11 protein-coding genes and 1 pseudogene are annotated in these 13,148 nt (G+C 71.3%); 2 read left to right on the top strand and 10 right to left on the bottom strand.

Going from position 1 to position 13,148, the window contains the following annotated elements:
* Positions 1-13 precede the first annotated feature (13 nt).
* Positions 14-1,363, bottom strand: a complete 1,350-nt coding sequence (locus tag B1L11_RS03450) for an MFS transporter (RefSeq protein ID WP_079313094.1) — start codon at positions 1,361-1,363, stop codon at positions 14-16.
* Between the two features lie 300 nt (positions 1,364-1,663).
* Here B1L11_RS03450 and B1L11_RS03445 point away from each other — a divergent pair, with 300 nt between their 5' ends.
* On the top strand, positions 1,664-2,515 hold the full coding sequence (locus B1L11_RS03445; RefSeq protein ID WP_079313092.1) for an SDR family NAD(P)-dependent oxidoreductase: 852 nt from the start codon (positions 1,664-1,666) through the stop codon (positions 2,513-2,515).
* A 117-nt stretch (positions 2,516-2,632) separates the two neighbouring features.
* Here the strand turns inward: B1L11_RS03445 and B1L11_RS46440 are convergent, their stop codons facing one another.
* From B1L11_RS46440 to B1L11_RS53700, 9 genes and pseudogenes are all read right to left on the bottom strand, one after another.
* Entirely contained in the window at positions 2,633-4,708 is a 2,076-nt protein-coding gene (locus B1L11_RS46440) for a CehA/McbA family metallohydrolase (RefSeq protein WP_256862191.1), read from the bottom strand.
* 665 nt (positions 4,709-5,373) lie between these two features.
* Positions 5,374-6,663 carry an APC family permease gene (locus tag B1L11_RS49665; RefSeq protein ID WP_079313090.1) on the bottom strand — a complete coding sequence of 430 codons (1,290 nt, stop codon included), beginning with the start codon at positions 6,661-6,663 and terminating at the stop codon, positions 5,374-5,376.
* 77 nt (positions 6,664-6,740) lie between these two features.
* On the bottom strand, positions 6,741-7,121 hold the full coding sequence (locus tag B1L11_RS03430; protein WP_218670873.1) for a cupin domain-containing protein: 381 nt from the start codon (positions 7,119-7,121) through the stop codon (positions 6,741-6,743).
* Positions 7,118-8,782 carry a N,N-dimethylformamidase beta subunit family domain-containing protein gene (locus B1L11_RS03425; RefSeq protein ID WP_079313086.1) on the bottom strand — a complete coding sequence of 555 codons (1,665 nt, stop codon included), beginning with the start codon at positions 8,780-8,782 and terminating at the stop codon, positions 7,118-7,120. The genes B1L11_RS03430 and B1L11_RS03425 overlap by 4 nt, the downstream gene beginning before the upstream one ends.
* Positions 8,779-9,726 carry an agmatinase gene (gene speB, locus B1L11_RS03420; protein ID WP_079313084.1) on the bottom strand — a complete coding sequence of 316 codons (948 nt, stop codon included), beginning with the start codon at positions 9,724-9,726 and terminating at the stop codon, positions 8,779-8,781. Before speB ends, B1L11_RS03425 begins: the two co-directional genes overlap by 4 nt.
* Positions 9,727-9,909: 183 nt before the next feature.
* Positions 9,910-10,368, bottom strand: coding sequence for a MaoC family dehydratase (locus tag B1L11_RS03415; protein WP_079313082.1), 459 nt, complete (start codon positions 10,366-10,368; stop codon positions 9,910-9,912).
* Entirely contained in the window at positions 10,365-11,273 is a 909-nt protein-coding gene (locus tag B1L11_RS03410) for an amidohydrolase family protein (protein WP_079313080.1), read from the bottom strand. Before B1L11_RS03410 ends, B1L11_RS03415 begins: the two co-directional genes overlap by 4 nt.
* On the bottom strand, positions 11,270-12,205 hold the full coding sequence (locus B1L11_RS03405) for an SDR family oxidoreductase (RefSeq protein WP_306291591.1): 936 nt from the start codon (positions 12,203-12,205) through the stop codon (positions 11,270-11,272). Before B1L11_RS03405 ends, B1L11_RS03410 begins: the two co-directional genes overlap by 4 nt.
* Positions 12,150-12,284, bottom strand: a pseudogene (locus B1L11_RS53700) (hypothetical protein); the annotation flags it as partial. The gene B1L11_RS03405 and the pseudogene B1L11_RS53700, both read right to left, overlap by 56 nt.
* On the opposite strand from B1L11_RS53700, the gene B1L11_RS03400 reads away from it, so the two are divergent.
* The gene (locus B1L11_RS03400; RefSeq protein WP_256862187.1) at positions 12,283-13,143 is read left to right on the top strand and encodes a PaaX family transcriptional regulator C-terminal domain-containing protein; all 861 of its coding nucleotides are present in this window, start codon (positions 12,283-12,285) and stop codon (positions 13,141-13,143) included. The pseudogene B1L11_RS53700 and the gene B1L11_RS03400 overlap by 2 nt on opposite strands.
* Positions 13,144-13,148 lie beyond the last annotated feature (5 nt).

The raw sequence follows: 13,148 nt of genomic DNA, 5'->3' as shown, positions 1-13,148 counted from the left end.
ATGGCACCCCTCGTCAGGCGGAGGACGGTTTCGCCGTGTCCGCGACGCGGCCGGACGCGGGCACGGCGGTGGTGACCGAGGCCAGGTCGTGGCGGCTGGTCTCGCGCAGCGCCAGCACGCAGACCACGGTCAGCAGGCAGCAGGCGGCGATGATCACCGAGATCGTCGTCGTCCCGCCGCCGGTCGACGCGTCGAGCTGGGCGAACAGCAGCGGCGCGAGACCGGCGCCGAGCCCGGCGATCTGGTAGCCGAGCGAGGCTCCCGTGTAGCGGCTCCCGGTGGCGAACAGCTCGGTGTACAGCGCCGCGAGCGGGCCGTACATCAGCGGATGGACGAGCGACTGGCCGAGCACGAGCGCGACGGCGAGCACGGCGGTGCTCCCGGAGTCCACCATCGGGAAGAGCGCGAAGCCGTACGCCGCCATGAGCACCGCGCCGGCGAGCACCACCGGCCGGCGCCCGACCCGATCGGACAGCGCCGACCAGCCGACGATGCCCAGCACGGCCAGCGCGGATGAGAGCGTGAGCGCGTTCAGCACCGCCTGCCGGGCGAAGCCGGCGCGCACGCCGTACGCGATGAGATAGGTGGTGAGGGTGCCCTGCGCCACGAACGCGGACAGTCCGACGCCGATCCCGAGCAGGAGGGCCTTCGGGTGGTCGCGGAACACGTCCAGCAGCGGCGCCCGGGACACCCGCTCCCTGGCGGCCTCGAACACCGGGGTCTCCTCGACCCGCAGCCGGACGAACAGGCCTACCGCCAGCAGCACGATGCTGATCAGGAACGGCACCCGCCAGCCCCAGCTCAGGAACGCCTGCTCGCCCATGACGGCGGCCGTGCCGCTGAGCACCGCCGTGGACAGCACCATGCCGAAAGGGGCTCCGGCGTTGGTGAAGCTCGCCCACAGGCCGCGCCTGCCGGTCGCGTGCTCGGCGGACATCAGCACCGCGCCGCCCCACTCGCCGCCGACGGCGACGCCCTGCAGGACCCGGAGCACGACGAGCGCGATGGGCGCGAGGCTGCCGATCTGGGCGTAGGTGGGGAGCAGGCCGATGAGGAAGCTGGCGACGCCCATCAGAGTCATGGTCAGCACGAGCATGCGCTTGCGTCCCAGCCGGTCGCCGTAGTGACCGAAGACGACGCCGCCGAGCGGCCTCGCCAGGTAGCCGGTGGCGAAGGTGCCGAAACTGGCGACCGTCGCCGTGAGCGAGTCGAGGGATGAGAAGAAGACCTTGTTGAAGACCACGGCCGAGGCCGTGGCGTACAGCAGGAAGTCGTAGTACTCGATGACGCTGCCCAGGAAGCTGGAGGCCACCGCGCGGCGGAGCTGAATCGGGCTGGGGGGTGCGACTGACAGGTTCGGCATGACCGAGCTCCTCGTCCGGGAGCGAGCTGAGACTCTCGCCTTCTCGTCCGGAGGTTAGGCAGATTTCTAACGGAGGTCAAGACTTTGCCCAATATGGATGCCCTCGGGCCGGTCCGGGGCACGGGCCTCGGCCTCTATTCCGGCCTACCCCGCCCGGCCGCGGCGCCCACGGGCCGCAGGCGTGCCGTGCCGCGACTGCCGGAGAGACGCAGGTCACACTCATCCGCTGTCATATCCGTGCCGGGTCGTCTGTCTAGGGGGTGGAACAGCAGACAACCGCAGAAAGAACGGAAAGACATCATGAGCAAGATCTGGTTCGTCACCGGTTCGTCCCGCGGTCTGGGCCGCAACTTCGTCGAGGCCGCGCTGTCCCGCGGCGACAAGGTGGCCGCGACCGCGCGGAACACCGCGAGCCTTGACGAGCTGGTCGCCGCCTATGGCGACGCGGTGCTCGCGCTCGAACTGGACGTGACCGACAAGGCGGCCGTCTTCGAGAGCGTGAAGCGGGCCAAGGAGCACTTCGGCCGTCTCGACGTCATCGTGAACAACGCCGGCTACGCCCAGATCGGCGCGATCGAGGAGCTGACCGAACAGCACCTGCGCGACCAGTTCGAGACCAACCTGTTCGGCGCGGTGTGGGTGATCCAGGCCGCGCTGCCCTACCTGCGCGAGCAGGGATCGGGACACGTCATCCAGATGTCCTCGGCCGCCGGGCTCATCGCGATGCCGCTCGGCGGCGCATACCAGGCCTCCAGGTGGGCCCTGGAAGCCCTGGGCGAGACCCTCGCCCACGAGGTGGCGGACTTCGGCGTCAAGGTGACCGTGATCGAGCCCGGCGGCTTCGCCACCCGGTCAGGCAAGAACCCCGATCCCCTCGACAACGGCCACGTGGCCGAGCCCGACCCGATCTACGACGGTCTCCGCCGTCGCCTCGCCGCGTTCGCGGGAAAGCAGCCCGCCGGCGACCCGGCCGCCGCGGCCCGGGCGCTTCTCAAGATCGTCGACTCCGACAACCCGCCGCTGCGGGTGCTCTTCGGCCAGGGCTTCTACCCGATGCTCCAGCAGGTCTACGCCGACCGGCTCAAGACCTGGGCCGACTGGCAGGATCTTTCGAGGGAGGCTCAGGGCAAGCTCGATCAAGAAGATCGGTGACGAGCCGAGACCCCGCTCCCCCTTTCGGTGAACGCCGGTGGCGACGTGGACCAGGACGGCCGCCGCCCGCCCGTCGAGGCGATTGGGCGGCGCGTACCTGATCGTGCCGGCGCGGCCTCAGCCGGCCGCCTTGCGCTCGCGCAGCAGTTCGCGCGCCTGCAGGAACGGCGCCCGCAGGAAGGCCAGGTGGTCCTCCTGCCCGTGCCGGTGGCAGACCTGGCCGGGCCACAGACGCCGGCTGCGCTCGTCGATGTACGCGAGGGAGCCGTCGACGAGGTTCAGCATGTGGTCGACCGTGGCCGCGTCGAAGCGGGCGTACTCCTCGCCCGTGCGCAGGTAGACCGGAGACGTGTGCGCCATGATCGGCCTGGCCCACACGTCGTGGTGCCGGGCGACGTCGGCGCCCGGCCCATAGCAGCGCGCGGCGATCCAGCTGTCCTCGGTCACGGGCACGTCCGCGGTCAGTTCGAGCACGCGGCCGGGAGTGTCGATCCGGCGCTCGGCGACGACGTGGCCGTTGACCACGATCTCGAGCCGGTCGACGTCGAAGATCGACTGAACGCGGGCCTCGACGCGTACGGTTCCGCTCGCGGGCACGCGGGCGTCCTGGCCCGGCCGGCGGCCGTCCACGTCGAGCCACAGGAGCGGGCCGCTGGTGACGAAGGTCGCGCCCGCACGGACGGCCCGGCACCAGGCCCAGTAGTCGAACTCCTCGTCCGCGGGCACGTGCGCGTAGGTGCGGATGAGGCCGATCGGCACCTCGCTGCTCATCTTGTCGGTGCCGCCCACCAGGGTGATCCGGTAACCGGCGTTGAGGTAGCGGTAGTACTCCTGGATGTTGTACTGGTCGTAGGCGATCATCTCGACGGCGTCGAGCCTGCCGGTGGCGAGCAGGGCCGCGGCCTCGCCGTTGGGCACGGGGAAGTGCGCCAGCACGACGGTGCCGCCCTGTTCGTGGCATTCGTCGGCCCAGTGGGACAGCGTGGTCTCCAGGCCGCCGCCGAGCTCCGACTCCTCGGCGCCGCCGGTGCACCACGGCATGATCGGGCGGCGCAGGCCGAGCAGGTTGATGTGGCCGAGCATGCCGCTGCGGTTCTCCTGGCCGGCGAACACGTGCGTGTGGCCGTCATGAGAGGTGTGCGGGCGTCCGGTGAACTCCTCGGTGTTGGTGAACAGATGCCCCCACTGGCTGAGCAGCAGGTTGGTGACCCGGACGTCCTCGCCGCGGGCCTCCAGCTCCGCGCCGAGGGTCGAGACGAAGTGCACGTGGGTGTCGCCGCTGTACCAGCCGTCGGCGGCCAGGTCCGTCACTCTGGCCAGGGTCAGCTCGAGCTCGGTCTGGCCCGGCCGGATCGTGACCGTGGTGCGCAGCGGCTCGTACTCGAACCCGCGAGCCGCCTCGACCGTGACCTCGCCCAGCGGCAGCCAGCCCTCGCAGGTGCCGTCGACGTAGGAGTAGGTCGTGGTGCCGAGGCGGACGTCGCCGCCGATGTCGAGGTTCCAGGTGTTGCCGTCGGAGTTGATGTGCCCGTGGTGGCCGTGCGGCGGGTAGGGCACCCCGTCGGCGGAACGGAAGTGGATGCGGCACGGGACCGGCTCACCGGTGGCCGCGTCCCTGACCGTGGTGCGCACCCAGGCCCGCCCGGCGTCGGGGACGCGCCAGGTGACCCCGCCGTCGCTGTGCCGCCCGGCGGTGAGCAGTTCCTCCCAGCCGCAGGCGCTGATCACCTTCTCCCCGCGGGTGAGCGTCAGCCGCGCCGACGGGGTGGCGGTGACGCGTACGTAGCCCTGGTGGTGCTCCCCCACCGGCGTCCCCCAGGCCGGCGTGTCCCCGGCGGCCGCGTCGCCGGAGCCGACCGTGCGGTAGACGTAGGTCGCCGATCCCCGGTCGACGGTCACCGCCAGGTCCTCCGAGATCGGCCCCGCCGACGGGCCGAGGTCGAGCAGGACGTCGCGCCACACCGTACGCCCGAAGGGGTCCTCGTCGAGCTCGCTGACGGTGAGCGCGCCGACGAGGATGGCCGGGCCCGCCGAGTGGATCTCCAGGACGCGGACCGTCTTCTCGGGCCGGGGGTTGCGGCAGGGCCACAGGTAGAACCGGTAGGGCAGGACGTACGGCGACCGGGCCTGCGGGTCGTCGATGTCCACGAACCGCGCCCCGGCGGCGTCGAACCGCCCGTGGGTGCGCGGCATGAGCCGGTGCTGGGCGTCGGGGACGGCCAGGAACGGGGTCTGCCCCCAGTCGAGCGGGATGGCGCGGTCGCTCCACAGCCGGGGCGTGGGCCCGATCTCCAGGCGCTGGCGCACCGGCAGCCGCTCGGTGGTCCCGTCGTCGTAGACGAGGGTGTAGTGCCCGCAGAGCTGACCGGCCATCTGCCCGTCGAACAGGTCCGGGGACTCCAGGGCGTGGGCGACCACCATCCACGTGAACGCGCGGTCCACCTCGACGGTGACGGTCGCCGGGTCCGGGCCGCCCACGCGCAGCAGCGCCGCGCCCGCGTTCCCCTCGTCGCCGAACAGGAACGGCAGGCCGTAGAGCGTACGCGACCCGAGCCGATAGGAGTCGCCGTCGTCGAGGACCGAGCGCGGCGCGTTCAGCACGCCGGCCAGGTCGAGCGGCAGGTAGCCCCGGCAGCCGCCGGGCGATGACGTGTCGTGATCAGGCATTTCCGATGGCGGGCTCTCTCCGCCCCGCGGGCGGTTCGTCGACGGACGTCTGGGCCAGCCGGCGTAGAGCCGGGGTGCGCGGGCCCGCAGATACAGGGCCCTTGCCACGCCGGCGACGACGGCGGCCACGCCGAGACCGACGATCAGGATGTTGGTGGTGGTGCCGGCGCCGGTCAGCAGCGGCAGGTTGCTCAGGACGAGGAAGAGCACGACGGCCAGGGCGGCGAAGCTGAGCCCCGGGGCGATCGTGGTCCGGAAGATGCCGGCCTCGGGCGCTGCCTGCGCAGGAAGCGGATGATCGCCAGGGAGCAGAACGCCCACAGGCAGATGATGCCGAGGAACCCGAGCGCGCTGCCCCACAGCAGCAGTCCCAGGTAGGGGTCGATCCCGAAGACCGCGAACACGACGACGGCCACGGCCGCCAGCACGGTCTGCACGAGGCCGGCCGTCCAGGGGGCCTTGGTCCGCGGGTGGGTGCGGCCGAGCGCGCGGGGCAGCAGGCCTTCGCGGCCCATCGCGTAGAAGTAGCGGTTGGCCGCGTTGTGCAGCGCGAGCAGCGCGGCGAACGCGCTGGTCAGCAGCAGGATGTGCATGACCTCGGTGATAGGGGCGGGCACGTACCTGTCGAAGACGGCGACGACGAGGTTGACCGGGTCGGCCTCGGCCGCGGGTCCGATCTTGTCGACGCCGTAGGCCATGACGATGACCCAGGTGACGAAGGCGTAGAAGACGGCGATGAAGGCGACCGCGATGTAGGTCGCCCGGCGGACCGTACGGATGCCGCCCCGCGCCTCCTCGCTGAAGATCGCGGTGGCCTCGAAGCCCATGAACGCCCCGGCGACCAGGGCGAACATCGCACCGTTACCCGGGTCGAAGACCCTGCTGGGCGCGAACGACTCGGCGGACCAGTCACCGGCGCCGCCCTTCGCCAGGACGTAGACCGCCAGCACGACGAGCACGGCCGTCTCCAGCACGAGCAGGGCCCCGAGGATCCGGGCGCTGGTGTGGATGCCCCGATATCCGAGCCACCCCACGAAGACCAGGCCGACGATCGCGAACACCCACCACGGCACGTCGCGGTGGAAGTAGTTCTTGAACGTCTCGTTGGCGTACACACCGAGCGCGCCGTACGTGCTGATCTGCAGGGCGTTGTAGGCGACGACGGCGAGCATCGCCGCGCCCGAGCCCGCCGGCTTGCCCAGGCCGCGCGAGATGGTGGCGTAGAAGGCGCCCGCATTGCGGACGTAGCGGCTCATGGTCATGAAACCGACGGCGAACAGCGCCATGACCACCCCGGCGACCAGGTAGCCGCCGGGGACGGCGGCACCGCCCTTGAGGAAGTGCAGGGGGGCGACCGCGACGATGAGCGTCAGCGGGGCCAGCGCGGCCAGGACCGTGAAGACGAGGTCCTTGGTGCCCATGGCGTTGCTGGCCAGGGAGTCGGGCGCGTTCGCGGAGCTCCCGGGGGGATGACCTGGCATGGTGTGTGTGCTCCTTACTGCGGGTCGGCTCGGGGCTGAAGGCGGGTGGGGGCCCGAAGGCAGGAAGGGGGGGGAGCTCAGCGGCTGACCGCGACGAAGACCTTCTCGCTCGGCTCCAGGGTGATCCAGTCGCCGCGGAAGCCCTGCGGGATGTGGAACGACTCCCCCGGGCCGAACTCCTTGCGCCGCCCGGACTCGTCCTGTACGGCGACGCGGCCCTTGAGGATGAAGCAGATCTCGTCATAGGGCCAGGAGTCGAACCGTACGGCGCCGGGCTCGCCGGTCCAGAAACCGCCGGTGAACGAGCTCGCGGTGCCGCCGAAGACCCGGAACTCCGCCTCCGTCCACTCGGCGGACAGCAGATGGTAGTCGCTCAGCGGGGGCACGAAGCGCTCGCCGTTCCCGGCCGTGATCGCGCGGACGGCGTCGATGCCCGTCCGGCTCTGCGCGTCGCTCACGATGCGGTTCCTCCCTGCTTCTTCACGTGGCTGTTCTCGACGCGGCCGCGCAGGCCGAAGCGGCGCAGGACGTTGTGGGTGATGCGCTCCACGAAGGGGTCGCCGAGGCCGAGCACGTGGGACCACTCGGTGGTGCCGCCGTTGAAGACCTCGCCGTCGCCGCGGGTGAACGCCGCGATCATCCCGGCGCCCCGCATCTCGCCCTCGTGCACGTAGTCGGGCAGGTCGTCGCCGAGGTCCGCGTTGTAGTTGTAGACCTCCTCCTCCGGCCCGCCGATCGGCACCCGGCCGCCGAAGCGGTCCTCCTCCCCGCGTACGGCCGGCGCGAGGGCCAGGATCTCCAGCGTCTCCGGGGCGCCGTCCTCGAACGTCGGGTACGGCAGGCCGCGCCGGAAGGTGTATTCGACCGAGTCGAGCTCGAAGGCCGCCAGGAAGTACGGGGGCCCGCCGAGCAGGTCGCCGTAGTAGAGGTCGGTCCCCTCGAAGGCCCAGTGGTGCGGCCGGTAGACCGTGAAGCCTCCCGACGAGCGGGGCGTGGCGACGCCGTAGCGGTTGTAGATCCCGCCGAGGCCGTTGAGCCCGATGGTGGTGGCACCGGGCCGTCCGACCGACTTCGCCTCCCACACCGTGGTGGCCAGGTGCGGCGTCGTGGCCGCCTCGGGGTCCAGCGACGGCAGCCGGTAGCAGTACTGCGTGGTCCCGTCGTCGCTGAGGCGCACCTGCCACTGGTAGTTGCCGCCGAACCTGGCCAGGTTGCCGCCGGCGTCGACGAACGCGTCGACCGTGTCGCGCATCCGCCACGACCAGTACTCGTCGTGCCCGACGACGATCGCGCAGGAGTACCCGTCCAGCGCGTGAGGGTCGAAGTGCAGGTCGTGCTGGGTCAGGTAGTCGATCTCGTAGCCGTTGCGCTCGGCCCACACCACGAAGTGCCGCTCGTAGGTCGCCCAGAACGCGTCGGCGTGGTGGCGGCTGTACCCGAACAGGCGCGCCCACTCGTACGAGGGGTAGCGGGGGGCGCCGTTGATCGGCAGCGTGCCGGGGTTGGCCTCCCGGGGTGCGCCCGCCGGCTTGCGGATCATTCCGCGGGCGATCGGGCGTTGCGTCGAGGCCAGCGGCGATCCGTTGTCGGAACGCGGGTCGTCGCCCAGGCCGCGGTAGTGGTTGGCGCCGCCCCAGTCGTTGTAGGCCAGCATCGTGCCCGTGGTCAGCACGAGCGCGGCGGGCGCGCGCCCGGCCGGCGCCTTGACGACGAAGAAGTGCTCGCGCTCCCACAATTCTCCGGACGGCGTGACCGCGCGCACGGTGACGATGTAGAAGCCGCTCCGCCAGTCGTCCGGGATCTCCAGCTCCAGCCCGACCGGCCAGCCGCAGCCGACGGCGTGGGCGTCGGCCGGCGCCTCGAACCGGCCGGCCGACAGCCCCTCGCGCGACCAGACGACGCGCGGCTCCAGCCCGTCGCGCACCACCTCGAGGTCGAAGGACGGGACGCTCGCGCTGAGATGGAAGCGGACGGTCTCCCCGGGGAAGTACGAGAACCGGTCGGTGTAACACCACACCTCGGCCGCGTCCGGGGTGCTGAAGGCACGCTCCGAGGGCCAGCCCTTCGGGGACCAGGCGAAGGCGGCGGGCAGCCCCTTCGTCGCGTTCGTGTCGCTCACTTCTCCTCCTTGAGTGCGAGCAGGCTGATCAGGTCGTAGGCCACATGGGAGGCTGCGACGGAGGTGATCTCGGCGTGGTCGTAGGCGGGCGCGACCTCCACGACGTCGGCGCCGACCAGGTCGGCGCCCGCGAGGCCGCGGAGGATCTCCAGCAGTTCCCGGCTGGTCAGCCCTCCGGCCTCGGGGGTGCCGGTGCCGGGCGCGTGCGCCGGGTCGAGCACGTCGATGTCGATCGAGAGGTAGAGCGGCCGGTTCCCGATCCGCTGCCGCAGCGCGTCGGCGACCTCGTCCACGCCCCGGCGCATCACGTCGGCGCTGGTCACGATGCCGAAGCCCAGCCGGCGGTCGTCGTCGAGGTCCTTCTTGCCGTACAGCGGGCCGCGGGTGCCGACGTGGCACACCGCCTCGGTGTCGAGGATGCCCTCCTCGACCGCCCGGCGAAACGGCGTGCCGTGCGTGTACTCGGCCCCGAAGTAGGTGTCCCAGGTGTCGAGGTGCGCGTCGAAGTGCAGCAGCGCGACCGGGCCGTGCCGACGGGCGGCCGCCCGCAGCAGCGGCAGCGCGATCGTGTGGTCGCCGCCGATCGTGACGAGCCGGGTGCCTCCCTCCATCAGCCCGGAGGCGGCCTCCTCGACGGTCTCGACCGCCTCGCGGATGTCGAACGGGTTGCACGCGATGTCGCCCGCGTCCGCCACCTGCAGCGCCGCGAACGGCGAGACGTCCAGGCCAGGGTGGTACGGCCGGAGCAGGCGGCTGGCCTCGCGGACGGCCGAGGGGCCGAACCGGGCGCCGGGGCGGTAGGAGACCCCGCTGTCGAACGGCACGCCCACGACCGCCACGTCGGCGTGCCCGACCTCGTCCAGCCGCGGCAGCCGCGCGAAGGTCGCCGGTCCGGCGAATCGCGGAACCCGTGAGGAGTCGACGGGCCCCCGGGGCACGCTCATACCTGGTCCTTTCTCTCCGCCGCGAAGCCCCAGGTCAGGGGCTTATGGATGGGCAAGTCTGCACGCAAACGGACTAAACCGGCAATTGGTGCAGCAACGGAGAGTCGGGGGCAGGTTTGTGGATGAGAACAAACGCGGACGACCCGGCGGCCGAGTTGGCCGCCGGGTCTCAGGCGTCAGTCGTCAGGCGTAGTGCCGGTAGATCGCCCGTGCCACGCAGGCGGGCTTGGCGGAGCCGTCGGTCTCGACGGTGAAGTCGAGCAGCATCTGGACGCCGTCGCCGGGGACGTCCTCGACGGAGACGACGACGGCCGCGAGGCGGATCTTGCCGCCCACCTTCACGGGGCTGGGGAAGCGCACCTTCTCCAGGCCGTAGTTGACGCTCATCTTCACGCCCCGGACGTCCAGCAGTTGGGTGAAGAGCGGGATGACCAGGGACAACGTCAGATAACCGTGGGCGATCGGGCCGCCGAACGGCCCGTCCTTGGCCCTGCCGGGGTCGACGTGGATCCACTGGTGGTCGTCGGTGGCGTCGGCGAAGGTGTTCACCCGGTCCTGGGTGATCTGCAGCCAGCCGCTGTGGCCGAGATCCTTGCCAGCCAGCGCCTTGATCTCGTCGAGCCCGTTCACCGTGATGGTCATGTGCCTGCCGTCCCTTCCGTGGAACCGTCCTGTGCGCCTTCTCCGGTGCCGAGCCCGAGCAGGCGTACGGCGTTGTCCTTGAGGATCTTGGGCCGGACCTCGGGCTTGATCTCGAGCTTGTCGAAGTCGGCCAGCCAGCGGTCCGGGCTGATCACCGGGTAGTCGGACCCGAACAGCACCTTGTCCTTGAGCAGCGTGTTGGCGTACCGGACGAGCTGCGGCGGGAAGTACTTGGGCGACCACCCCGACAGGTCGATGTAGACGTACGGCTTGTGCGTGGCCACGGCCAGCGCCTCGTCCTGCCAGGGGAACGACGGGTGGGCCAGGATGATCCGCAGCTCGGGGAAGTCCACGGCGACGTCGTCCACCAGCATCGGGTTGGAGTACTTCAGCCGGATCCCGCCCCCGCCGGGCACTCCCGCGCCGATGCCCGTCTGGCCGGTGTGGAACAGGGCGACCGCCCCGAGCTCCTGGATCGCCTCGTAGAGGGGGTAGGCCATCCGGTCGTCGGGCGCGAATCCCTGGATGCTGGGGTGGAACTTGAAGCCGCGCACGCCGTACTCCTCGACGAGCCTGCGCACCTCCCGGACCCCCGCCCGGCCCTTCCAGGGATCGACGCTGCCGAACGGGATCAGCACGTCCGGGTGCTCGGCGCAGCTCTCGGCCACCTCCTCGTTGGAGATGCGGGGGTGCCCGGTGGCGTGCTCCGCGTCGACGGTGAACACCACCGCGGCCATCCTCCGCTCGCGGTAGTAGGCGGCGATCTCGGGGATGGTCGGTCTCGGGTGCTCCTTGAAGTACTTCTCGGAGGCGCCGAACAGCTCGGCGCTCAGCGAGGCGTGCCCGGCGGCCGAGACCTCGGCGTGCGTGTGCACGTCGATCGCGACCAGGTCCTCGGTGTTCACCGGGCCTCCGTCGTCTTCGGCGCCTCCGGCACGGGATTCCTGGGTGCGGGGATGCCGTACGTCTCGGGGTCGGCGCCGACACCCGGCTCCCAGGCTGCGGCGATGGCGTCGGCCGTCCACCCGCCGTCGGCGAACGCCACGGCCTTCTCCTTCGGGTGGGCCCACAGCGCCAGACGGTCGCCCCCGATGCCGATCGCCTGGCCGGTCACGCCCGCGGAGGCGTCGGAGGCGAGGAAGACGACGAGCGGGGCGACGTCCTCGACCGTGCCCAGCCCCTCGTCCCTGCGCAGCCAGTCGGGGAACGGCTTTCCGGTCCGCTCGGCCTCCTCGATGACCGGGGCGAACGCGGGAATGGTCTTGGTCATCTCCGTGGCCGCCACCGGGACCACCGCGTTCACCGTGATGTTCGCCCTGGCCAGCTCCATCGCCCAGGTCCTGGCCATGGCGACCACGCCCGCCTTGGCGGCGGCGTAGTTCGTCTGGCCGAAGTTCCCGCGCTGGCCCGCCGGTGAGGAGACGAGGATCAGTCGTCCTCCGCTCCCCTGCTCGCGCATGCGCACCGCCGCCGCCCGGGCGCAGGTGAACGTGCCGCGCAGGTGCACGCCGATCACCGCGTCGAAGTCGTCGTCCGTCATCTTCCACAGCACCCGGTCACGCAGGATGCCGGCGTTCGTGACCATCACGTCGAGCCGGCCGAACTCCTTGACGGCCGTGTCGACCAGCCGCTCGGCGACCTCGGCGGAGCCGACCGGGGCCACGACGGCCGCGGCCCTGCCTCCCTTCGCGGTGATCCCGCCAGCCGACCCCCGTGGCCGCGTCGCCGTCCACGTCGTTAACGACGACCGCCGCCCCCGCCGCCGCCAGCGCCTCGGCGTACGCGCGGCCGAGGCCGCGGCCCGCGCCGGTGACGACGGCCACCTTGCCGGAAAGATCCATAGTTGCGCCCTTCGCTCGGCAGCGTGACTTCGTCGAATGTATGGCAACTATGTGACGGCCGTCAAAGATTTGCATGACGTCGGAGACGGTCTACCCTGCTGGTGTGACCCTCGGCGGTGAAGACGACCAGACGGCGCCATCCCTGCGCCCACAGTCCCTGATGTTCAGCTTCCTCGGCATCTACGTGCTGCATCGCGACATCGCCGTCTACTCCGGGAGCGTCATCGACGTCTTCGCCCGCCTCGGCGTCTCCGAGGAGGCCGTACGGTCGACGCTCGCGCGGATGGTGAAGCGGAACCTGCTGGCGCGGCACCGGCAGGGACGGAAGGTGTATTTCGGGCTCACCCCGCGTGCCGTCGAGGTCCTGGAGGACGGGCGCAGGCGGGTGTGGGAGACCGGCGCGGTGAACCGCGACTGGGACGGCACCTGGACGCTCGTCGGCTTCTCCATTCCGGACAGCCGCCGCAGCACCCGGCACGACCTGCGGTCCCGGCTCATCTGGCACGGGTTCGGCCTGCTGCAGAGCGGGCTGTGGATCGCGCCGGGCGTCAAGGACGTCAGCGACGTCCTTGACTCTCTGGATCTGGGCGACCACGTCACCGTGCTCACCGCCAAGGCGTTCAAGCCGACCGAGGCGGCCGACCTCGTCGGGAAGGCGTTCGACATCGAGCAGATCGCCGCGCGCTACCGGGCGTTCCTCGCCCAGTGGGACGTCTCCCGGCCGCTCCCCGGCGCCGACGACCTCGCGCGGCAGTTGCTGCTGCACACCGACTGGCTGCAGCTCGTCCGCCAGGACCCGCACCTGCCGGCCGAGCACCTGCCCCGGGACTGGCCGGCGATCCAGGCCGAGCAGACCTTCCAGGCGCTCGCCCAGCGGTACGAGCCGCCCGCCGCCGAGCTGGCCGCCACCGTCCTGGACACGCTGGCCGTCTGACACCC

Source organism: Microbispora sp. GKU 823 (assembly GCF_002027145.1).
GTDB classification, from domain to species: domain Bacteria; phylum Actinomycetota; class Actinomycetes; order Streptosporangiales; family Streptosporangiaceae; genus Microbispora; species Microbispora siamensis.
The sequence above is the reverse complement of the archived record's forward strand: the minus strand, read 5'-3'. Positions and strand labels throughout refer to the sequence as shown.